This window comes from Aeromicrobium fastidiosum (assembly GCF_017876595.1).
Taxonomy (GTDB): domain Bacteria; phylum Actinomycetota; class Actinomycetes; order Propionibacteriales; family Nocardioidaceae; genus Aeromicrobium; species Aeromicrobium fastidiosum.
In genome coordinates, this window is the sequence record NZ_JAGIOG010000001.1 from 1,808,703 (window position 1) to 1,828,404 (window position 19,702).

General features: G+C 69.3%; 25 protein-coding genes and 3 tRNA genes. 19 read left to right on the forward strand and 9 right to left on the reverse strand.

From position 1 onward, the window contains the following. Positions 1-92 precede the first annotated feature (92 nt). Complete coding sequence (locus tag JOF40_RS08965; RefSeq protein WP_129185550.1) at positions 93-332, reverse strand: hypothetical protein; 240 nt, start codon at positions 330-332, stop codon at positions 93-95. A 22-nt stretch (positions 333-354) separates the two neighbouring features. Beyond that, entirely contained in the window at positions 355-579 is a 225-nt protein-coding gene (locus JOF40_RS08970) for a hypothetical protein (RefSeq protein ID WP_129185551.1), read from the reverse strand. Between the two features lie 212 nt (positions 580-791). Here JOF40_RS08970 and JOF40_RS08975 point away from each other — a divergent pair, with 212 nt between their 5' ends. Beyond that, on the forward strand, positions 792-1,982 hold the full coding sequence (locus JOF40_RS08975) for a GGDEF domain-containing protein (RefSeq protein WP_129185552.1): 1,191 nt from the start codon (positions 792-794) through the stop codon (positions 1,980-1,982). A 6-nt stretch (positions 1,983-1,988) separates the two neighbouring features. Here the strand turns inward: JOF40_RS08975 and JOF40_RS19985 are convergent, their stop codons facing one another. Then, positions 1,989-2,117: a hypothetical protein gene (locus JOF40_RS19985; protein WP_281064701.1), complete on the reverse strand. Its 129-nt coding sequence runs from the start codon at positions 2,115-2,117 to the stop codon at positions 1,989-1,991. A gap of 137 nt (positions 2,118-2,254) precedes the next feature. Here JOF40_RS19985 and JOF40_RS08980 point away from each other — a divergent pair, with 137 nt between their 5' ends. Further along, positions 2,255-2,527, forward strand: a complete 273-nt coding sequence (locus JOF40_RS08980; protein ID WP_129185553.1) for a DUF7218 family protein — start codon at positions 2,255-2,257, stop codon at positions 2,525-2,527. 71 nt (positions 2,528-2,598) lie between these two features. Continuing rightward, positions 2,599-3,228, forward strand: a complete 630-nt coding sequence (locus tag JOF40_RS08985) for a methyltransferase (RefSeq protein WP_129185554.1) — start codon at positions 2,599-2,601, stop codon at positions 3,226-3,228. Here the strand turns inward: JOF40_RS08985 and JOF40_RS19685 are convergent. After that, a complete protein-coding gene (locus JOF40_RS19685; RefSeq protein WP_307800765.1) occupies positions 3,203-3,406 on the reverse strand; it encodes a CDGSH iron-sulfur domain-containing protein in 204 nt (67 codons plus the stop codon). The genes JOF40_RS08985 and JOF40_RS19685 overlap by 26 nt on opposite strands. Continuing rightward, positions 3,403-4,350: an iron-containing redox enzyme family protein gene (locus JOF40_RS08995; protein ID WP_129185558.1), complete on the reverse strand. Its 948-nt coding sequence runs from the start codon at positions 4,348-4,350 to the stop codon at positions 3,403-3,405. The genes JOF40_RS19685 and JOF40_RS08995 overlap by 4 nt, the downstream gene beginning before the upstream one ends. A 342-nt stretch (positions 4,351-4,692) precedes the next feature. Here JOF40_RS08995 and JOF40_RS09000 point away from each other — a divergent pair, with 342 nt between their 5' ends. Continuing rightward, entirely contained in the window at positions 4,693-5,373 is a 681-nt protein-coding gene (locus JOF40_RS09000; protein WP_188111884.1) for a GAF and ANTAR domain-containing protein, read from the forward strand. Positions 5,374-5,458: 85 nt separating this feature from the next. Here JOF40_RS09000 and JOF40_RS09005 read toward each other — a convergent pair whose 3' ends face one another. Next, positions 5,459-5,641 carry a hypothetical protein gene (locus JOF40_RS09005; protein ID WP_129185562.1) on the reverse strand — a complete coding sequence of 61 codons (183 nt, stop codon included), beginning with the start codon at positions 5,639-5,641 and terminating at the stop codon, positions 5,459-5,461. 45 nt (positions 5,642-5,686) lie between these two features. Beyond that, positions 5,687-8,077, reverse strand: coding sequence for an ATP-binding cassette domain-containing protein (locus JOF40_RS09010; RefSeq protein ID WP_246152893.1), 2,391 nt, complete (start codon positions 8,075-8,077; stop codon positions 5,687-5,689). Positions 8,078-8,110: 33 nt separating this feature from the next. On the opposite strand from JOF40_RS09010, the gene JOF40_RS09015 reads away from it, so the two are divergent. The 5 genes from JOF40_RS09015 (at position 8,111) to JOF40_RS09035 (ending at position 10,847) form a co-directional block, all read left to right on the forward strand. Continuing rightward, complete coding sequence (locus tag JOF40_RS09015; protein WP_129185565.1) at positions 8,111-9,136, forward strand: quinone-dependent dihydroorotate dehydrogenase; 1,026 nt, start codon at positions 8,111-8,113, stop codon at positions 9,134-9,136. A 105-nt stretch (positions 9,137-9,241) separates the two neighbouring features. After that, positions 9,242-9,314, forward strand: a tRNA-Thr gene (locus JOF40_RS09020). Between the two features lie 65 nt (positions 9,315-9,379). Beyond that, a tRNA-Met gene (locus JOF40_RS09025) sits at positions 9,380-9,453 on the forward strand. Positions 9,454-9,532: 79 nt separating this feature from the next. After that, positions 9,533-9,703, forward strand: coding sequence for a 50S ribosomal protein L33 (gene rpmG, locus JOF40_RS09030; RefSeq protein WP_056606042.1), 171 nt, complete (start codon positions 9,533-9,535; stop codon positions 9,701-9,703). A 97-nt stretch (positions 9,704-9,800) separates the two neighbouring features. Beyond that, a complete protein-coding gene (locus JOF40_RS09035) occupies positions 9,801-10,847 on the forward strand; it encodes a UDP-N-acetylmuramate dehydrogenase (protein WP_281064702.1) in 1,047 nt (348 codons plus the stop codon). 21 nt (positions 10,848-10,868) lie between these two features. On the opposite strand, the gene JOF40_RS09040 is transcribed toward JOF40_RS09035, so the two are convergent. Together JOF40_RS09040 and JOF40_RS09045 are read right to left on the reverse strand one after the other, a co-directional pair. Beyond that, positions 10,869-11,399, reverse strand: coding sequence for a DUF4190 domain-containing protein (locus tag JOF40_RS09040; RefSeq protein ID WP_129185568.1), 531 nt, complete (start codon positions 11,397-11,399; stop codon positions 10,869-10,871). A gap of 5 nt (positions 11,400-11,404) precedes the next feature. After that, positions 11,405-12,460 carry an adenosine deaminase gene (locus JOF40_RS09045; protein WP_129185569.1) on the reverse strand — a complete coding sequence of 352 codons (1,056 nt, stop codon included), beginning with the start codon at positions 12,458-12,460 and terminating at the stop codon, positions 11,405-11,407. A 214-nt stretch (positions 12,461-12,674) separates the two neighbouring features. Here JOF40_RS09045 and JOF40_RS09050 point away from each other — a divergent pair. From JOF40_RS09050 to JOF40_RS09095, 10 genes are all read left to right on the forward strand, one after another. Then, a tRNA-Trp gene (locus tag JOF40_RS09050) sits at positions 12,675-12,747 on the forward strand. Positions 12,748-12,818: 71 nt separating this feature from the next. After that, positions 12,819-13,040 (forward strand): preprotein translocase subunit SecE, encoded by a 222-nt coding sequence (gene secE / locus JOF40_RS09055; protein ID WP_188111883.1) that lies wholly within the window; start codon positions 12,819-12,821, stop codon positions 13,038-13,040. A gap of 85 nt (positions 13,041-13,125) precedes the next feature. Then, on the forward strand, positions 13,126-13,917 hold the full coding sequence (gene nusG / locus JOF40_RS09060; RefSeq protein WP_246152891.1) for a transcription termination/antitermination protein NusG: 792 nt from the start codon (positions 13,126-13,128) through the stop codon (positions 13,915-13,917). A 59-nt stretch (positions 13,918-13,976) separates the two neighbouring features. Next, complete coding sequence (rplK, locus tag JOF40_RS09065) at positions 13,977-14,405, forward strand: 50S ribosomal protein L11 (RefSeq protein WP_129185571.1); 429 nt, start codon at positions 13,977-13,979, stop codon at positions 14,403-14,405. A 92-nt stretch (positions 14,406-14,497) separates the two neighbouring features. Further along, complete coding sequence (gene rplA, locus JOF40_RS09070) at positions 14,498-15,211, forward strand: 50S ribosomal protein L1 (protein WP_129185572.1); 714 nt, start codon at positions 14,498-14,500, stop codon at positions 15,209-15,211. Between the two features lie 472 nt (positions 15,212-15,683). Continuing rightward, positions 15,684-16,346 carry a 50S ribosomal protein L10 gene (gene rplJ, locus JOF40_RS09075; RefSeq protein WP_129185573.1) on the forward strand — a complete coding sequence of 221 codons (663 nt, stop codon included), beginning with the start codon at positions 15,684-15,686 and terminating at the stop codon, positions 16,344-16,346. Between the two features lie 54 nt (positions 16,347-16,400). Continuing rightward, positions 16,401-16,790, forward strand: coding sequence for a 50S ribosomal protein L7/L12 (gene rplL, locus JOF40_RS09080; protein WP_129185575.1), 390 nt, complete (start codon positions 16,401-16,403; stop codon positions 16,788-16,790). Between the two features lie 306 nt (positions 16,791-17,096). Further along, on the forward strand, positions 17,097-18,050 hold the full coding sequence (locus JOF40_RS09085; RefSeq protein ID WP_129185576.1) for an ABC transporter ATP-binding protein: 954 nt from the start codon (positions 17,097-17,099) through the stop codon (positions 18,048-18,050). A gap of 40 nt (positions 18,051-18,090) precedes the next feature. Then, positions 18,091-18,867, forward strand: a complete 777-nt coding sequence (locus tag JOF40_RS09090) for an MlaE family ABC transporter permease (RefSeq protein ID WP_129185577.1) — start codon at positions 18,091-18,093, stop codon at positions 18,865-18,867. Between the two features lie 5 nt (positions 18,868-18,872). Beyond that, positions 18,873-19,700 (forward strand): MlaE family ABC transporter permease, encoded by an 828-nt coding sequence (locus tag JOF40_RS09095; protein ID WP_129185578.1) that lies wholly within the window; start codon positions 18,873-18,875, stop codon positions 19,698-19,700. The last annotated feature ends 2 nt before the right edge of the window (positions 19,701-19,702 follow it).

The window sequence follows — 19,702 nt, forward strand, 5'->3', positions numbered from 1 at the left end:
TCGTTACACACTGTCCGGTGACTGCCGCCGGGTGCGTGCCGCCACGGGCGGGCACCGCGATCAGAAGACCGGTTTGCCGCCGGTCACGCCCATCACCGTGCCCGACACGTAGCTGGCGTCGGCGGTGACCAGGCTCGAGTCGTCCCGCACGAGGGCATTGACGAGACCGCTGCGGCGCTGGGTCGGCGCAGGGCCTTCACCCGCGCGGCCACGTCGACGTCGCCGGCGGCCCTGAGCGAGCGCACCTCGGCATCACGGGCACCCACGAACTCCGACGTCGGCAGGGCGTTCAGCCGCAGGGCCACGGCCTCGAAGGGGTAGTCCGAGGTCATGCGGGCGGCGTCCCGTGAGGGATCACTCGGTGGGGTGCTCGATCGCGAAGGCCTTGCCGGTGCTCACGGAGTCGGCGTAGTCGGCCAGCTGCTCGCCGGTGAGCCGGACGCCGATCGTCGCGAAGGCCCGTTCGGCCTGCTCGGCGATCGTCGCGACGTCCTGACCGGTCAGCTTGGCACGCACCTCGTCATCGACCTCGCGCACGCTGGGGGAGATGGGCGAGGGGCCTGGCGTCGTGTCGTCCATGCCGCGGCGGTACCCCTGGCACCGGGCAGCCAAACCGGCGACGTGTGGACGTCCCGCTCCCGGGTAGGCGCCGTGCCACGAGGTTCGTGCGCGTGCGCGCCGACCTCTGACCCCGTGAGGTGTCCGAGACAGCATGACGCTCGGCTCGGTGGCGATCCCGCACCGTGTCAGAATTGATGAACGCACCGATGTGGAGAGGCAGGACCGGACCCGTGACGCTGGACACGACGACCCTGCGGGTCGCGTTCGGGTTCGTCGCCCTGACCCTGCTCGTCCTGTTCTACTTCGTCTCGTTCCGGACGAGCCGCTCGGCCTACTGCGGCTGGTGGTGCGCGGCGCTGGCGCTGTTCCTGGCCGGATCGGCGGCCTATCTCCTCGACGGAACGTCGCAGCAGGTGTGGGCCAATCCGCTCGGCAGCACCCTCCTGGTCACGGGCGCGTGCAGCGTGTGGGCCGGCACGCGGGTGCTGCGCGGTCTGCGGTTCAGCAGGACGCTGTTCGCCGGGGCGCCCGCGGTCACGGCCCTGGCCGCCGTGCTCGACGACCCGGCCGACAACGCCTGGGCCGGCGGCGGCCCGTTTTTGGCGCTCATGGCGCTGATGGTGGGGCTGGCGTCCCGCGAGCTCTGGCTGGTCCGACCCACGTCCACCGAGCTGTTGCGCCGCGAGCTGACGTTCTCACCGTCCGTGCGGGCGCTGGCGCTGATGTCGGGCGGGTTCTCGGTGTTCTACACCCTGCGCACGGTCGTGTTCTTGTGGGTCGGCCCCGACGGCGAGCTGTTCGACCGCTACTTCGGTTCACAGGTCGCGACGCTCGTCACGACGGTGCTGCTGGCCGCCGTGTCGTTCGGCATGACGTCGCTGAGCTACGAGCGCGAGACCGAGGAGCTCCGCACCCGCGCTACCCGCGACGGGCTGACGGGCCTGCTCAACCGCGCGGAGTTCATGCGCCAGGCAGGGGCGGAGTGGCGCAGCAGGCACCACGGCGGCGCGCACGGGTCGCTGATCCTGGCCGACCTTGACCACTTCAAGGCCGTCAACGACACGTACGGGCACCCGGCCGGCGACAACGCGCTGCAGACCTTCGCGTCGGTGTGCCGCGGCATCGTGCGGTCGTCCGACCTGGTCGGCCGTTACGGCGGCGAGGAGTTCATCATCTTCCTGCCCGACCTCCCCGTCGAGCGGGCCGAGCTGATCGTGGGACGGATCAGCGCCCGGCTGCGCGAGACCGCGACGCCCAACGGGATGCCGTTCCCGACGGTCAGCTACGGCATCGCCCCGGCGTCCGCGGCCAGCGATCTCGACGACGCGATCGAGCGTGCCGATCGTGCCCTGTACGAGGCCAAGGCCAGCGGACGCGATCGGGTGATCCTCAGCGACGGCGAAGGGCCCGTCACGGGCTGAAGGCGGTCACCGGGCCGGCTGGTTCTCCATCGGGTTGGGCGGGGTCACGGGGTTGCCCTCGGTGTCGGGGTCGGTCGGCGGCGCCTCGGGGTCACCGGGTCGCGGATCGTTCGGTCCTGGAGTCGTCTGGGTCATGGCCCGGTCGTTCCCACCCGCACGAGGCGCAAACCCGCGGACGCGTGAGGTCGGTGCGGCTGGGTACGTCCGGCCGAGCATCAACCCGTTCGACGCCGCGCGAGGCAGAAGCCGCGCTAGGCAGAAGGAGAGCCACGATGCCCCAGGACAAGAACCCCAGCCTGAAGAAGCCCGACATGTACGACGACCTCCGCGAGGAGGGCGCATCGAAGGAGAAGGCTGCCCGCATCTCCAACGCCGCGGCCCAGAAGGGACGCTCGAAGTCGTCCGTCGCGGCGAAGGGCGGCCGGTCGGGGTCGTACGACGACTGGACCGTCGCCGATCTGCGTCACCGGGCCAAGGAGCTCGGGCTCACGGGATACTCCGACCAGACCAAGGACGAGCTGATCGAGGCGCTGCGCGATCACTGAGCAGTCCGAGCACCGAGTAGTCCAACCACCGAGCAGTCCCAGCGTCACCCATCCCACCCCTCAGGAGATCCATGACCGACGTCGACTTCGGCGGACTGACGATCGCCTTCGACGACCGCGTGCTGCGTCCCCGGGAGTGGACCCTCGCTCAGTCGACGTGGGCCGCCGAGCTGCTGGTCACGGCCCCCGCGGGGCCGGTGCTCGAGCTGTTCGCGGGCGTCGGCCACATCGGGCTCGCGGCCGTGGCGTCCACCGACCGCGAGCTCGTGATGGTCGACCTCAACCCGGCTGCGGTCGAGCTGGCCCGCCGCAACATCGACGCCGCGGGCCTCGCGTCGCGGGTCACCGTGAGGCACGGTCGCATCGACGAGGTGCTCCGGCCCGACGAGCGGTTCGCGGTGGTCGTGGCCGATCCGCCGTGGGTGCCCTCGGCAGGCATCACCGAGTTCCCGGACGACCCACCGATCGCGATCGACGGTGGCGACGACGGTCTCGCCCTGGCGCGCACGTGCTGCGACGTCATCGACCGGCACCTCGCTCCCGGCGGCTCGGCGATCGTCCAGATCGGCACCAGCGAGCAGGCCGAGGCCCTCGACCAACACCTGCGTGAGTCCGAGTCGGGTCTACGGCTGGTCGAGACGCGCGTGCACGAGCGCGGGGTGCTGGTCGCCCTGGTCAGGGCCGGTGCTGCTTCGGGATGAGCTTGTGGGTGCCGTCGCACCATGGCTGCGATCCCGACTTGCCGCACCGGCACACCGCGCTGATCGGTCGGGTGGTGCGGTGCGGGACGCCGTCGGCGTCCTCGATCACGTGGTCGCCGCGCAGCAGCATCGGGCCGCCGGCGCACAGGATGACATCGGGGTGCGCGACCTCGCTCACGCCGCCCACGTCCCGAGCATGCGCCGTGCGAACCGGTCCTCGAGGTCGACGCATGTGAACGCCCCGAAGAACATGTCGTCGCGCAGCTGCGGCTCCTCGTCGAGCAGGCTCCCGCAGATCGTCCGGACCGCGAGCTGCTCGTGGACCGCATCGGCCTCGACGTGCTCGGTGTAGTAGTCGATCATCGCCTCCGGCAGCCCCAGGCGGGAGAAGCCCTGGGCGATGCGGCGCGACGGGATGCTGCTCGTGACCTCGAAGGCCGCCAGGTGGCCGAGCGCGGCACCGCGCAACCGGCGGTTGAGGCCGAACAGCGACATCGCGTTGTTCTCCTCGAGCACCTCCAGCGGCACGTCGTCGATGTAGGCCCCGTACTCGTGCCGCAGCCCGCACGCATCCATCCCGCGGGCGAACAGCTCCGCGTGCAGACGGTTGGGGTCGCCGCAGCCGTACTCGTCGAACTGCAGCTCCATCAGGGCGGCCTTGGTGCGCGGGGGCAGGCGCGGCACGACCCACGCGGTCGGGTCGGACTCCTTGAGGTGGTAGATCGACCGCATGCGCAACAGCTCGAGCGCCTGCTCGTGGTCGGCGTCCTTGTGCACGAATCCGGCCAGCGACGGACCGTCGTGGTCGGCGACGAACGAGAAGAAGGTCTCGGCGAAGTCGTCGCCGTCGGGGGAGCGCTCGGGCGCGCGCTCGCGCAGGGTCTGCTCGAAGCTCTGCTCGAGCGAGCGCCGCAGCTCGATGAGCTCGGGCTGCCACTCGCGGTCGTCGTCGACGTCCTCGAACCCGCGGTAGTGCAGCTCGTGCAGGGCCCACAGCGTGATGTGCAGGTCCTCGTCGTCGTCGGCCAGCGTGCGCAGCACCGGGGCCCACGACGGGGAGGCCGACCGCATCGTCTCGAAGACGACCTCGCTCAGCGATCCGCGGCCCTTGGGGGTCAGCACGGGGCGTCCTGGGCGGCAGGACGGACCGGGTGGAACAGGCAAGGGATGGGGGAGTGCGACAGCTCGGACATGAGGGCTCTTCTCGTGACTCACGGGAACCCGCCGGGTGCTCGACTGGGTGCTGTACGTGTACCCGGAACCCACCCCGCCAACCCGGCGTGTGTCTCAGGACCCATCGAGTGGGTACGGGCTGTCATGTGGTCGTCGTTGAGACAACAGCGCCGGCCTGGTGGAAAGCGGGCAGGGGCCGCGACAGCTGGCGCAGCGCCCCTGCCCGTGATCATCCGCACGATGTCGCAGACTGGAACACGAAACGGACCACCGAACCAGGAGGGTGATGGCATGAACGGCCCTCGGATGCTCGCCGAGATGGCGCTGGAGCTCGAGCAGGACCCCGACCCGATCTCGGTGCTCGACCGCGTCAGCCACTACGCACGACTGATCCTGGGCGCTGACGACGCCGGGGTCATGCGCACCTTCAGCCGCTCGCAGATCGAGACCCCCGCCGCGACCACGACACGGGTCCACGAGGCGCACCAGCTGCAGGTGAGGTTCGACGAGGGGCCGTGCCTCGACGCGATCACGGGTCGAGCGACCTACGTCACCAACGACGTCGTCGCCGATCCCCGCTGGAAGCAGTGGGGAGCTGCCGTGGACGATCTCGGCATCCGCAGCGCCCTCGGCGTGCGCCTCGCGACACGGCAGCGCGGCTACGGCTCCCTCAACATCTACGCCGATCGTCCGGGTGCCTTCGACCAGGACGACGTCGAGCTGGCCGAGATGCTCGCGGCGCACGCGACGACGGCGTTCGCCTCGGCCGAGAAGGCCGTCGGCCTCCAGACCGCGGTCGAGTCGCGCGGCACGATCGGCCAGGCCCAGGGCATCCTGATGCAGAAGTTCGACATCGACGCCGATGCGGCCTTCGACTTCCTGCGCCGCATCTCGCAGCACGAGAACCAGCGGCTGTTCACGGTCGCCGAGGCGATCGTCGTGCAGCGCAACGCCAACGCGCGCCCCGAGTAGCCGATCCCACGGCGGTGCGGGAATCATGATCCTCGGGGCGGGCAGCGCGCCTCCCGTCCGAGACGGGACGGGTGGGACGGGACGACTAGGAGTTGTCGGTGTCGGTCGCGGGACCCTCGGTCGCCGCACCGCCCTCGGACGACCAGTCGGTCGAGTCGCCGTTGTCGAGCGCCGGGTCGCTCTGGGTGTCGGGCCTGACGTCGGGTGCCGAGTCGTCGGTGCTCTCGGGGACGGTCGTGGTCTCGGGATCGTTCGTCGGTTCGCTCATGGCGCGACCGTACCCCGCGCCCGGTGAACGGAAACGAGCGCCCGATCAGCCGCCGACGTAGGCCGACAGGTGCTGGCCCGTGAGCGTCGACCGGTCGGCGACGAGCTGCTGCGGCGTCCCCTCGAACACGATCCGTCCGCCGTCGTGGCCGGCGCCGGGCCCCACGTCGACGATCCAGTCGGCGTGCGCCATGACGGCCTGGTGGTGCTCGATGACGACGACCGAGGTGCCTGAGTCGACGAGGCCGTCGAGCAGGCCGAGCAGCTGCTGGACGTCCGCGAGGTGCAGTCCGGTCGTGGGCTCGTCGAGCACGTAGACCCCGCCGTCCTCGGCCATGCGCACCGCGAGCTTGAGGCGCTGGCGCTCGCCGCCCGACAGCGTCGTCAGGGGCTGTCCGATCGTCAGGTACCCGAGCCCGACCCGCGCGAGGCGGGCGAGGATCGCGTGGGCCGCCGCGACCTTGCCGTCGCCCTCGGCGAAGAACCGCTCGGCCTCGTCGACCGACATCGTGAGCACGTCGTCGATGTTCTTGCCGCCGAAGGTGTACTCGAGCACCGAGGCCTGGAACCGGCGGCCCTCGCAGGCCTCGCACGGCGTCGCGGTCGCGGCGATGATGCCGAGATCGGCGTAGACGACGCCCGCACCGTTGCACACGGGGCATGCACCCTCGGAGTTGGCGCTGAACAGCGCCGGCTTGACGCCGTTGGCCTTGGCGAAGGCCTTGCGGATGGGCTCGAGCATCCCGGTGTATGTCGCCGGGTTGCTGCGCCGCGACCCCTTGATGGGTGCCTGGTCGATCGTGACGACGCCCTCCCGTCCCGACAGCGAGCCGTGGACCAGCGAGCTCTTGCCCGATCCGGCGACGCCCGTGACGACCGTCAGCACGCCCAGCGGGATGTCGACGTCGACGGACTGCAGGTTGTTGGTGCTCGCCCCGCGCACCTCGATCGCGCCGGTGGGGGTGCGCACCTCGTCCTTGAGGGCGGCGCGGTCGTCGAGGTGGCGGCCCGTGAGGGTGTCGCTCGCGCGCAGGCCCTCGACGGTGCCCTCGAACATGACCTCGCCGCCGGCGCTGCCCGCGCGGGGCCCCAGGTCGACGACGTGGTCGGCGATCGCGATGGCCTCGGGCTTGTGCTCGACGACCAGCACCGTGTTGCCCTTGTCGCGCAGCTGGAGCAGCAGCCGGTTCATGCGCTCGATGTCGTGCGGGTGCAGGCCGATCGTCGGCTCGTCGAAGACGTAGGTGACGTCGGTGAGGGCCGAGCCCAGGTGGCGGATCATCTTGGTGCGCTGCGCCTCGCCGCCCGAGAGGCTGCCCGACGGCCGGTCGAGCGAGAGGTAGCCGAGGCCGATGTCGACGAACGAGTCGAGCGTGTGGCGCAGCGCGTCCAGCAGCGGGGCGGCACCGGGAGCGTCGAGGTCGCCGATCCACGCGGCGAGGTCGCTGATCTGCAGTGCGCACAGGTCGGCGATGCTGCGTCCGGCGATCGTGGACGAGCGCGCCAGCTCGCTGAGCCGGGTGCCGTCGCAGTCGGGGCACGTCGTGAACGTGACGGCCCGCTCGACGAACGCGCGGATGTGCGGCTGCATCGCCTCGACGTCCTTGGACAGGAACGACTTCTTGATCTGCGGGATGACGCCCAGGTAGGTCAGGTTGATGCCCTCGACCTTGATCTTCATGGCCTCGTGGTACAGCAGCCCGTCGAGCTCCTTGGCCGTGAACTGGCCGATGGGCTTGTCGCAGTCGAACAGCCCGACGCCGCGCAGGATGCGTCCCTGCCAGCCGTCCATGCTCCATCCGGGGATCGTCAGCGCGCCCTCGTTGATGCTCTTGGAGTCGTCGTACAGGGCCGTCAGGTCGATGTCGTTGACCGATCCGCGCCCCTCGCAGCGCAGGCACATGCCGCCCGTGACGCTGAACTCGGCGCGTTCCTTGACCTCGCGGCCGCCCTTGGCGCTCGTGACGGCACCCGCGCCGCTGACCGAGGCGACGTTGAAGCTGAACGCCTGCGGTCCGCCGACGTGCGGCTCGCCGAGGCGGCTGTAGAGGATGCGCAGCATCGCGTTGACGTCGGTCGCGGTGCCGACGGTCGACCGCGGGTCGGACCCCATCCGCTCCTGGTCGACGATGATCGCGGTCGTGAGCCCTGTCAGCACGTCGACGTCGGGACGCGCCATCGACGGCATGAACCCCTGCACGAACGCGCTGTAGGTCTCGTTGATCATGCGCTGCGACTCCGCGGCGATCGTCGCGAAGACCAGCGAGCTCTTGCCCGAGCCGGAGACGCCGGTGAACACCGTCAGTCGCCGCTTGGGCAGCTCGACGCTGACGTCCTTGAGATTGTTCTGGCGGGCACCCACGACCCGGATCAGGTCGTGGCCGTCGGCAGGGTGCTGATCGGTGCCGTGGGACGGCGTGGTGCTGGTCTGGCTCACGGCACGATCGTCCCATGCCGATACGCTGCGCTCGTGGTCTATCGCGCCTTCTTCGACACCGTCTTCGCCTCGATGGATCCCGAGAAGGCGCATGAACGCGGCTTCGCGGCCATCCGCGCCGGACGCCCCCTCACCGGTCTCGTCTTCCCGCAGACACGTGCCCCCCGCACCGTCATGGGCATCGAGTTCCCGAACGCCTTCGGGCTGGCGGCGGGCTTCGACAAGAACGCCCGCGGCGTGCCTGCTCTCCTCGCGCTGGGCTTCGGCCACGTCGAGATCGGCACCGTCACGGCCAGGGCGCAGCCCGGCAACCCACGGCCCCGCCTGTTCCGGCTCGTCGACGACCGCGCGGTGATCAACCGCATGGGCTTCAACAACGACGGGGCCGCCGAGGTCGCGTCGCGCCTGCACCGGCTGCGTCGCACCGCGGCCGGACGCGATGCGGTCATCGGCGTCAACATCGGCAAGACCAAGTCCACACCGGCCCACGAGGCCGTCGCCGACTACGTCGAGAGCGCCCGGCTGCTGACGCCGTTCGCGAGCTACCTCGTCGTCAACGTCTCGTCGCCCAACACCCCGGGCCTGCGCGACCTGCAGGCCGTCGACGAGCTGCGTCCGCTGCTGGCGGCGGTCAAGGACGTCGCCGACCGCACGCCGGGCGGACGCGTGCCGCTGCTGGTCAAGATCGCCCCCGACCTGGCCGACGCCGACGTCGACGCGGTCGCCGACCTGGCGCTCGAGCTGGGCCTCGACGGCATCAGCGCGACCAACACCACGATCGCGCGTCCGTCGTCGCTGCTCACAGACCGTGCGGTCGTCGAGGCCGCCGGTGCCGGCGGGCTCTCGGGGCCGGTGCTCGCCGATCGGGCCGCCGAGGTGCTGGTGCGCCTGCGCGACCGGGTCGGCGACCGGCTCGCGATCATCGCGGTGGGCGGCGTCACGACACCCGATGACGTCCGTGCCCGGTTGGCCGCCGGAGCCGACCTCGTGCAGGGCTACACGGGGTTCATCTACGAGGGTCCCGGATGGCCCTCGCGGCTCGCGGCGGCCTCGGTCTGATGGCCGAATCTCCTGCGGTGCCGAGGAGTTCTCGGCCCTGCCCGACGACCACGGACCCCGATTTCGTGTACCGGCCCCGCACCCTGTATGTTTGAGCGTCGGCACGCCCCTTTAGCTCAGTCGGCAGAGCGTTTCCATGGTAAGGAAAAGGTCTACGGTTCGATTCCGTAAAGGGGCTCTGGATTCACCTCACTGCTTCGCGCAGCGTCGGGAGTCCGTGGGTTCGAGGCAGCTCGTTCCCGTGGCTGGGTAGCTCAGTCGGTTAGAGCACACGACTCATAATCGTGGGGTCGCGGGTTCGAGTCCCGCCCCAGCTACCGCAGGACCGCCGGCACTCGACACCGGCAGCTCGACACACCTGAAGACACCGCGACATCGATCAAGAAGAGGCACCCCGTGGCCAGCAAGAGCTCAGACGTTCGTCCCAAGATCACCTTGGCCTGCACCGAGTGCAAGGAACGCAACTACATCACCAAGAAGAACCGTCGCAACGATCCCGATCGCATGGATCTGATGAAGTTCTGCCCGCGCGACAAGCGGCACACGCTGCACCGCGAGACCCGCTGACCCCTCGCTGTCCGCGAAAGCCCCCACTGCTCCGGCAGGCGGGGGCTTTCGTCGTATCCCGGGCCTGTCCTGGGTCGCCGGCGGCGCGGCGCTCGGCATGACGGTCGCTGCTAGCGTCGCCTGCATGGACCTCGCCGACCTGACGACGCTGCGCCTCGGCGGCCCGGCCCGCGCCGTCATCGACGCCACGACCGAGCAGCACCTCGTCGAGGCCGTCCGGGTCGCCGACGAGGCCGGTGACCCCCTGCTCCTGGTCGGTGGCGGCAGCAACCTCGTCGTGGCCGACCGCGGCGTCGACGGCACCGTCGTGCGGGTCCTGACCCGCGGCATCGCGGTCGATGCCGACGCGTGCAGCGGTGCGACCGTCACGGTCGCCGCCGGCGAGCCGTGGGACGGCTTCGTCGCCCACGCCGTCGAGCACGGCTTCGTCGGTGTCGAGGCGCTGTCGGGCATCCCCGGATCGACGGGTGCGACGCCCATCCAGAACGTCGGGGCATACGGGCAGGACGTCGCGCAGACGATCGCCTCGGTCAGGACGTACGACCGCTACGACCGCCGCCTCCGCACGTTCGCGGCAGCCGACTGCGGCTTCGGCTACCGCCACAGCCGGTTCAAGGCCGAGCCGCAGCGGTACGTCGTCCTGTCGGTGACGTTCCTGCTGGCGCTCGGCGACCTGGGTGCCCCGGTCGCCTACGGCGAGCTCGCGCGGACCCTCGGCATCGACGTCGGCGAGCGGGCCCCGGCCGCCTCGGTGCGCGACGCCGTGCTGGCCCTGCGCCGTGGCAAGGGCATGGTGCTCGACCCCGACGACCGCGACACGTGGAGCGCGGGCTCGTTCTTCACCAACCCGCTGCTGACGCCCGAGCAGGCCGAGGCCCTGCCGGCCGACGCGCCCCGGTTCGCCCAGCCCGACGGCTCGGTCAAGACCAGCGCCGCGTGGCTCATCGACCACGCGGGCTTCGCCAAGGGCCACGGTGGCGACGGCGTGTCGCTGTCGACCAAGCACGTGCTGGCGCTGACCAACCGGGGGAGCGGCACGACCGCGGGCCTGCTCGACCTGGCCCGCGAGGTGCGCGCCGGCGTGCAGCAGGCCTACGGCATCACGCTGGTCAACGAGCCCGTGCTGATCGGCTGCACGATCTAGCCGCGTGCGCCGAGCCGTCGGTCAGACGAGTCCGGCGACGGGTGACGGCGCTGACGCCGAGACGACCAGCGGAGCGAGCGTCGACTCGTAGTAGCCCGAGTCGTCGTCCCAGAAGCCGTCGACCGTGAACGACAGCACCACGAGCAGCACGACCACGGCAAGGGCGAGCACCAGGAGCACGGTGCCGATGATGCCGAGCACCTTGCCGGCCATGGCCTCTCCGCGACCGCTCTGCGTGCCGTTGCTGGCATCGATGTCGCGGATCGCCCGCGACCCCGTGATCCACGCGAACGGCGCGACGAACAGCGGCAGCCCACACATCATGCCGCCACCGATCGCCACGATGCCGAGCACCATCGCCGTGGTGGCGCTGTGGTGCTTCGGCGGCAGGCCGCCGTAGGGGTAGTAGCCCGGCTGCTGGTAGCCCTGCGTCGGGTAGCCCGGCGGTGGCGGGTAGCCGCCGGCGGCCGGGGGCGGGTACGCCGAGCCCCAGTTGGGCTGGTGCGCGGTGTCGGACGGGTCGCCCTGCGGCGGAGGAGTGGCATCGCTCATGGGGGTCAGCCTTCCACAGGTGAGGCCGCTCGGGCCCCGTGCAGCCAGGTGTCGACGCCGGCCAGCCCGGCAGCGGCGACGTCGGACGGAGCGTACGAGCGGCGGATCGACATCCGGGCCAGCTCCGCCAGCTCGGCGTCCGAGAAGTCCTGGGCCGCGCGCAGGACGGCGTATTGTCCGGCCAGTCGCGACCCGAACAGCAGCGGGTCGTCGGCCCCCAGGGCGACGTCGATGCCGGCGGCGGTGAGCGTGCGCACCGGGACCTCCTCGAGCGTCGCGTAGACGCCCAGCGAGACGTTCGACGTGGGGCACACCTCGAGGGCGACCCCGCTCTCGGCCAGCCGCCCGAGGACGGCCTCGCTCTCGGCCGCGCGGACCCCGTGGCCCAGGCGGTCGGGGTGCAGGTGGTCGAGGCACTGCGTGACGTGGGCGGGGCCGCGCAGCTCGCCACCATGGGGGACGAGCGCGAGGCCCGCGCGTTCAGCGATCGCGAACGCCGGACCGAACGCCGTCGTGTCGCCGCGCCGTTCGTCGTTGGACAGCCCGAAGCCGATGACGCCGCGTCCGGCGTACTGCGCCGCGAGCCGCGCCAGCGTGCGCGCGTCGAGCGGGTGACGGGTGCGGTTCGCCGCGACGACCAGGCCCATCCCGATGCCGGCCGTCTTGCCGGCTTCGCGGACGGCATCGATCACGAGGTCCGTGAACGCCGTGATGCCGCCGAAGCGCGCGCCGTACCCGGACGGATCGACCTGGATCTCGGTCCACACCGAGCCGTCGGCGGCATCGTCGAGCGCGGCCTCCAGCACGAGCCGCCGCACGTCCTCCTCGGTGCGCAGCACCGAGCGGGCGACGTCGTAGAGCCGCTGGAACCTGAACCAGCCCTTCTCGTCCATCGTGCTGAGCTCGGGGGGCCAGTCGTCGGTCAGCGAGCTCGGCAGCCGGATGCCGTCGCGCTCGGCCAGCTCGATCAGCGTGCCGTGCCGCATCGAGCCCGTGAAGTGCAGGTGCAGGTGCGCCTTGGGCAGGTCCGCGACGGGGGCGGGGGAGGCGACGGCTGTCATCGCACCATCGTGCCAGCCCCGTGCGTCGGTGAGTGCCAGCCCCGTGCGTCGGTGAGTGCCAGCCCCGTGCCTCGGTGAGTGCCAGCCCCGTGCGTCGGTGAGTGCCAGCCCCGTGCCTCGGTTCGACGGGGCCATGCCCCACCGCGTACACTTGACCCACCGGTGAATATTCACTCTTCATCGTCATGCCCGGACACGGGTGTGAGATTGACTGAGGGCACTAGCTCAACTGGTAGAGCATCGGTCTCCAAAACCGAAGGTTGGGGGTTCAAGTCCCTCGTGCCCTGCGACACATGACCGCACGACCACACTGCGCCAAACACGAACTGCGCCGAAACAAGAAGTACGAAGGAGTCCCGTGAGCGACCGTCACGAGCTGGCCGGCACGTCCGGCAAACGCACGTCGCCGATCACGTTCTACCGTCAGGTGATCGCCGAGCTCCGCAAGGTGGTCTGGCCCACCCGGCCGCAGGTCATCAACTACTTCTGGGTCGTCCTGGTGTTCGTGCTCGTCATGATGGCCATCGTGGCCGGCCTCGACTACGGCTTCGGCCAGCTGTCGTTCAAGGTCTTCGCCTAGCGGCCTCATCGCCCTGCACCTGCCTCACGGCACCCACCCGCATCAAAGGATCACAGTGACTCAAGGCTACGAAGAGAACGTCGACGTGGACACGGACGACTCGTCCGACGTCGACGCGCCCGACGCCCCCGTCGAGGAGGCCGACGTCGTCGACTCCACCGAGGACGCCGAGCCGGTCGTCGCCGACGACGACGCGATCGAGGCCTCGGCCGACGACGCCTCCGAGGACGAGGCGGACGACGCCTCCGAGGACGAGGAGCCCGTCGTCGACATCCTCCAGGAGTTCAAGGACCGGCTGCGCAGCCAGATCGGCGACTGGTACGTCGTCCACACCTACTCCGGCATGGAGAAGCGCGTGAAGTCGAACCTCGAGAACCGCGTCACGTCGCTCAACGCCGAGGACTACATCTTCGAGGTCGTCGTCCCGACCGAAGAGGTCGCCGAGATCAAGAACGGCCAGCGCAAGCTGGTCAAGCGCACGGTCCTGCCCGGATACGTCCTGGTGCGGATGGACCTCACCGACGAGTCGTGGGGCGTCGTGCGCCACACCCCGTCGGTCACGGGATTCGTGGGCAACTCCCACCAGCCCGTCCCCCTCAGTCTTGCCGAGGTCGAGAGCATGCTCGCCCCGGCAGTGGAGGCAGAGGTCGCAACCGCGGCCGACGCCCCCGATCAGCAGCAGACGAAGGCCGCCAAGGTCGAGTTCTCCGACTTCGCCGTCGCAGACTCCGTCATGGTCGTCGACGGACCGTTCGCCACGCTGCACGCGACCATCACCGAGATCAACGTCGATGCTCAGAGGGTCAAGGCCCTCGTCGAGATCTTCGGTCGCGAAACGCCGGTCGAGCTCAGCTTCACCCAGATCCAGAAGGTCTGAGCCGCCCGCACCACCAGCACCACTCATCGCTCTACCGCTACAAGTCAAGGACCCGAGAAATGCCTCCCAAGAAGAAAGTCGCAGCCATCGTCAAGGTGCAGCTGCAGGCCGGTATGGCCAACCCGGCACCGCCCGTCGGTACCGCGCTCGGCCCCCACGGCGTCAACATCATGGAGTTCTGCAAGGCCTACAACTCGGCCACAGAAGCCATGCGTGGAAACGTCGTCCCGGTCGAGATCACGATCTACGAAGACCGCACCTTCAGCTTCATCACCAAGACGCCGCCCGCGGCTGAGCTGATCAAGAAGGCCGCCGGTCTGCAGAAGGGTTCGGCCGTCCCGCACACGGACAAGGTCGGCAAGATCTCCAAGGATCAGATCCGCGAGATCGCCACGACCAAGCTGCCCGACCTCAACGCGACCGACATCGACGCCGCCATGAAGATCGTCGAGGGCACTGCGCGCTCGATGGGCGTCACGACGGACTGACAGCACCACCTCATACCTGCACCACTAGTGGCAGGGCCAGCTGGGCCCGTACAGACCACGACTGGTTCACACAACTCAGAAGGAACAACCAGATGGCACAGCACAGCAAGGCGTACCGCGCGGTCGCCGACAAGATCGACAAGGACAGCCTCTACACGCCGCTCCAGGCCACGACGCTGGCCAAGGAGTCGGGCAGCAAGAAGTACGACTCGACCGTCGACGTGTCGATGCGTCTCGGCGTCGATCCCCGCAAGGCCGACCAGATGGTGCGCGGCACCGTCAACCTCCCGCACGGCACGGGCAAGACCGCACGGGTCCTGGTCTTCGCCACCGGCGCCAACGCCGACGCCGCACGTGAGGCCGGAGCCGACTTCGTCGGTGCCGACGAGCTGGTCGACAAGGTCAACGAGGGCTGGCTCGACTTCGACGCCGTCGTCGCGACGCCCGACATGATGGGCAAGGTCGGTCGCCTGGGCCGCGTGCTCGGCCCCCGCAACCTGATGCCCAACCCCAAGACCGGCACCGTCACCCCCGACGTCGCCAAGGCCGTGGGCGACATCAAGGGCGGCAAGATCGAGTTCCGCGTCGACCGTCACGCCAACCTGCACTTCGTGATCGGCAAGGCCTCGTTCTCGGCCGAGCAGCTCGCCGACAACTACGGCGCGGCGCTCGACGAGATCCTGCGCATCAAGCCGGCCAGCTCGAAGGGTCGCTACGTCAAGAAGATCACGGTCTCGACGACCAACGGTCCCGGCGTCCCGGTCGATCCCAACCGCACCAAGAACTACGCGGTCGACGAGGCCTGAGCCTCTCGTCTCCACGAACGTCCCCGCGGCCACGCTGGCCGTGGGGACGTTCTGCGTCCGGGCCCCCCGACGCCGATCCGTGCCGGGATACCACGAGACCGTGGGATTCCCGCACCCACCGAGGGTTGCAACCCGAGGTACGTGCCGGATCTCCGAGGTACGTGCAGAGACGCCCCGGTAGGTGCCAGTTCGCCCTGGTAGGTGCCAGTTCCCCACGGTCTCGTGGTGTTCAGCCACCGGGGCGATTTGGTCGGTACGGCGCGGCGCGGTAGTCTGATGCTTGCCGAAGACCGCTGGCTGGTGACTCCCCGGAGTCGCTCGAAGCGCCCGAAGGGGCGGCCCGCGCAGGAACACGAACCAGATGCAGATATGCGTCCCGTGGCCCTGTGCCCGGGACGTTTCTTCGTGTCGGGCCCGTGTACGCACATGGGATCGCAGTCGAGGTATGGACCCATGTGCTGGAAGGAGACCCATGGTCAACGCGGAAAAGATTGCCGCCGTTGCCGAGCTCGCGGACAATTTCCGTGAGTCGAGCGGCGCAGTTCTCACCGAGTACCGCGGTCTCACCGTGAAGCAGCTGCAGGAACTGCGGCGCTCGCTCGGTGAGGACGTGCACTATGCCGTCGCCAAGAACACGCTCACCAAGATCGCCGCCAAGGACGCAGGTGTGGAGCTCGACAACGAGCTGCTCGTCGGTCCGACCGCGATCGCCTTCATCAAGGGCGATCCCGTGCTGGCAGCGAAGAGTCTGCGTGACTTCGCGAAGGGCAACGCCCCCCTCATCATCAAGGGAGGCTTCCTCGACGGGAAGATACTCTCTGCTGAGGAGATCAACAAGCTGGCCGACCTCGAGTCGCGCGAGGTCCTCCTCGCCAAGCTCGCAGGTGGCATGAAGGCCAGCCTGTCCGGCGCAGCGTCGCTGTTCGCCGCCCCGCTGTCGCAGGCCGCCCGTGTGCTGGGTGCCCTGCAGGCGAAGGCCGCAGACGACCCGTCGATCCTGGCAGCGGGCCCCGAGCCCGTCGCCGCCGCCGAGGAGGCCCCTGTGGCCGACGAGGCAACCGAAACCCCGGCCGAGGCACCCGCCGACGCCGCACCTGTCGAAGCGTCGTCAGACGCTGAGACGTCCGAGGGCTGAACGCCCGATTCACATCGGGACCCCCTCGGGGTCTCACAACGGAAGGACGCCACCATGGCGAAGCTCAGCACCAGCGACCTGCTGGACGCATTCAAGGAAATGACCCTCATCGAGCTCTCCGAGTTCGTCAAGGAGTTCGAGGAGACGTTCGACGTCACCGCGGCCGCTCCTGTCGCTGTCGCCGCGGCCCCCGCCGCCGGTGGCGCTGCTGCCGGCGACGCCGCCGCGGAGCAGGACGAGTTCGACGTCATCCTCGAGGGTGCCGGCGACAAGAAGATCCAGGTCATCAAGGAAGTTCGCACGATCACCGGTCTCGGACTCAAGGAGGCCAAGGACCTCGTCGAGGGTGCGCCGAAGCCCGTCCTCGAGAAGGCCAACAAGGAAGCTGCCGACAAGGCCAAGGAGGCCCTCGAGGCCGCCGGCGCCAGCGTCTCGGTCAAGTGACCTGTAGCTGACTGCACCACAGAGGCGCCCCTTCTTCGGAAGGGGCGCTTTTGTCTGTCCAAACCACACTGCCGCGCCGCGTCGCGTCCCGTACTGTGAGCGTGACCCCGGTCACCATGGTGACACGGAGTTACGTGCGGTATGTTCCCTAAGTCTCGATTGTTACCGGGGAGTCACAATCGAGACCGAGGACCGTAACCGCAGGTTGTGTTCTTCGTTATGTTTGTGTCCGCGGTCACGTCGACGCGTGCATGAAAGTCCTGCCGGCAGCTGCCGGCATCCGCGGGAAGCAAGGAGGGGCCGTCCGTGGGCGTTGAAGTCGTCGTCGAGGGTCTGACGAAGAAGTTCGGTAGCTCGTTGATCTGGAAGGACGTCACGCTGACGTTGCCTGCCGGTGAGATCTCCGTGATGCTCGGCCCGTCGGGCACGGGCAAGTCCGTGTTCCTGAAGACCCTGATCGGGCTGCTCAAGCCCAACGAGGGCCACGTCTTCATCGAGGGCGTCGACATCGCGAACTGCAAGGAGAAAGAGCTCTACGAGATCCGCAAGCTGTTCGGTGTGCTGTTCCAGGACGGCGCGATGTTCGGCTCGATGGACCTGTACGACAACGTCGCCTTCCCGCTGCGCGAGCACACCCGCAAGTCCGAGTCCGAGATCCGCTCGATCGTGATGGACAAGATGGAGCTGACCGGCCTGGTCGGTGCCGAGCGCAAGCTGCCCGGCGAGATCTCCGGCGGCATGCGCAAGCGCGCCGGCCTCGCCCGCGCCCTGGTGCTCGATCCCGAGATCCTGCTGATCGACGAGCCCGACTCCGGTCTCGACCCCGTGCGCACGTCCTACATCAACCAGCTCTTCATCGACCTGAACGCGCAGATCGACGCGACGTTCCTGATCGTGACCCACGACATCAACACGGCCCGCCGCGTGCCCGACAACATCGGCCTGCTCTACCACAAGCACCTGGCGATGTTCGGTCCGCGCGAGATGCTCCTGACGTCCGAGGAGCCCGTCGTCGCGCAGTTCCTCAACGCCCAGACCGTCGGCCCGATCGGCATGTCCGAGGAGAAGGACGCCGACGAGCTCGCGTCCGAGGCCGGCATCGCGATGCCGGCGCTGCCGCCCGTCCCGCTGCAGCTCGAGACCTCCGACGGCCGCCCGCGCCGCGGTCAGCGCGAGCCCGGGGGATGGTGCCGCGACAACGGCGTCACCCCGCCGCCCGGATCGTTCGCCCGCGACGCCGACCAGGCTGTCACGGCGTGAGCGCCCGGCACCGAGCCAGTCACCGCACGGAGGTGACGGCATGAGCTTCACCGTCATCACGGGTCCCGCCAGGGTCTCCGGCAACCTGTTCGCCTTCGCGCTCGACGTCATGGTCGCGCTGTTCAGGCGTCCGTTCCAGCTCAAGGAGTTCCTGCTCCAGGCCTGGTTCATCGTCAAGGTCACGATCGTCCCCACGGCATTCGTCGCCATCCCGTTCGGCGCCGTCATCGCGCTGCAGACCGGCGGACTGATCAAGCAGTTCGGTGCCCAGTCGTTCACCGGCTCCGCAGCGGTGCTCGCGGTCGTGCAGCAGGCCGGACCCATCGCCACGGCGCTGCTGATCGCCGGTGCCGCCGGCTCGGCCATCGCCGCCGACTTCGGTGCCCGCCGCATCCGTGAAGAGCTCGACGCCATGATGGTGCTCGGCATCGACCCGATCCAGCGACTCGTGGTGCCCCGCGTGCTCGCCACGATGCTGGTCGCGGTGTTCCTCAACGGCATCGTGACCGTCGTCGGCGTCGCGGGCGGCTACGTGTTCAACGTCGTGCTGCAGGACGGCACCCCGGGCGCGTATCTGGCCTCCTTCACGGCGCTGGCCCAGCTCCCCGACCTGTACCAGGGCATGATCAAGGCCCTGATCTTCGGCTTCCTCGCGGCGATCGTCGCGTCCTACAAGGGCATGAACGCCAAGGGCGGCCCCAAGGGCGTCGGCGACGCGGTCAACGAGGCCGTCGTCATCACCTTCACGCTGCTGTTCGTCGTCAACTTCTTCATCACCGCGGTCTACATCCAGCTCATTCCGCCGAAGGGGATGTGATCGCCATGGCCAGCTTCGCCTCCATCTACACCAAGCCCGCCGGTGCGCTCGACAACCTCGGGCGGCAGATGCTGTTCTACATCCGGGTCGTCAAGTCGGTCCCTCGCACGGTCAAGAACTACAAGAAGGAGGTCCTCCGCCTGCTCGCGGAGGTCACCCTCGGCTCCGGATCGCTCGCGGTCATCGGTGGCACGATCGGCGTCATCGCCGCGATGTGCTTCTTCACCGGCACGTCCGTCGGCATCCAGGGCTACGCGGCGCTCGACCAGCTCGGCACCGCAGCGCTGACCGGCTTCATCTCGGCCTACTTCAACACCCGCGAGATCGCCCCGCTCGTCGCCGGCATCGCGCTCGCCGCGACGGTCGGCTGCGGCTTCACGGCCCAGCTCGGCGCGATGCGCATCAGCGAGGAGGTCGACGCCCTCGAGACGATGGCCATCCCGTCGATGCCCTTCCTCGTCACGACGCGGGTCATCGCCGGGCTCATCGCCGTCGTCCCGCTGTACATCGTCGGGCTGCTGGCGTCGTACTTCGCGACCCGCCTGGTGGTGACCCAGATCAATGGGCAGAGCGCCGGCACGTACGACCACTACTTCAACACGTTCCTGCCACCCAGTGACGTGCTGTGGTCGTTCGCGAAGGTCCTGATCTTCGCGATCGTCGTGATCCTCATCCACTGCTACTACGGCTACTACGCCAGCGGCGGACCCGCTGGCGTGGGCGTTGCCGTGGGTCTGGCAGTGCGCACATCCATCGTGGCCATCAACGTGGTCGACCTGCTCGCCTCCATGGCGATCTGGGGCACCAACGTGACCGTCAGATTGGCGGGCTGACC

Excerpts from the sequence above, each read along its gene's own strand:
- JOF40_RS08965 (WP_129185550.1), bottom strand. The coding sequence starts at position 332 with ATGACCTCGGACTACCCCTTCGAGGCCGTGGCCCTGCGGCTGAACGCC.
- JOF40_RS08985 (WP_129185554.1), top strand. The coding sequence starts at position 2,599 with ATGACCGACGTCGACTTCGGCGGACTGACGATCGCCTTCGACGACCGC.
- JOF40_RS19985 (WP_281064701.1), bottom strand. The coding sequence starts at position 2,117 with ATGACCCAGACGACTCCAGGACCGAACGATCCGCGACCCGGTGACCCC.
- JOF40_RS09005 (WP_129185562.1), bottom strand. The coding sequence starts at position 5,641 with ATGAGCGAACCGACGAACGATCCCGAGACCACGACCGTCCCCGAGAGC.
- JOF40_RS09090 (WP_129185577.1), top strand. The coding sequence starts at position 18,091 with ATGAGCTTCACCGTCATCACGGGTCCCGCCAGGGTCTCCGGCAACCTG.
- rplJ (WP_129185573.1), top strand. The coding sequence starts at position 15,684 with ATGGTCAACGCGGAAAAGATTGCCGCCGTTGCCGAGCTCGCGGACAAT.
- JOF40_RS09040 (WP_129185568.1), bottom strand. The coding sequence starts at position 11,399 with ATGAGCGATGCCACTCCTCCGCCGCAGGGCGACCCGTCCGACACCGCG.
- JOF40_RS09000 (WP_188111884.1), top strand. The coding sequence starts at position 4,693 with ATGAACGGCCCTCGGATGCTCGCCGAGATGGCGCTGGAGCTCGAGCAG.
- rplA (WP_129185572.1), top strand. The coding sequence starts at position 14,498 with ATGGCACAGCACAGCAAGGCGTACCGCGCGGTCGCCGACAAGATCGAC.
- rplL (WP_129185575.1), top strand. The coding sequence starts at position 16,401 with ATGGCGAAGCTCAGCACCAGCGACCTGCTGGACGCATTCAAGGAAATG.
- JOF40_RS09035 (WP_281064702.1), top strand. The coding sequence starts at position 9,801 with ATGACGGTCGCTGCTAGCGTCGCCTGCATGGACCTCGCCGACCTGACG.
- rplK (WP_129185571.1), top strand. The coding sequence starts at position 13,977 with ATGCCTCCCAAGAAGAAAGTCGCAGCCATCGTCAAGGTGCAGCTGCAG.
- JOF40_RS09095 (WP_129185578.1), top strand. The coding sequence starts at position 18,873 with ATGGCCAGCTTCGCCTCCATCTACACCAAGCCCGCCGGTGCGCTCGAC.
- JOF40_RS08980 (WP_129185553.1), top strand. The coding sequence starts at position 2,255 with ATGCCCCAGGACAAGAACCCCAGCCTGAAGAAGCCCGACATGTACGAC.
- JOF40_RS08970 (WP_129185551.1), bottom strand. The coding sequence starts at position 579 with ATGGACGACACGACGCCAGGCCCCTCGCCCATCTCCCCCAGCGTGCGC.
- JOF40_RS09045 (WP_129185569.1), bottom strand. The coding sequence starts at position 12,460 with ATGACAGCCGTCGCCTCCCCCGCCCCCGTCGCGGACCTGCCCAAGGCG.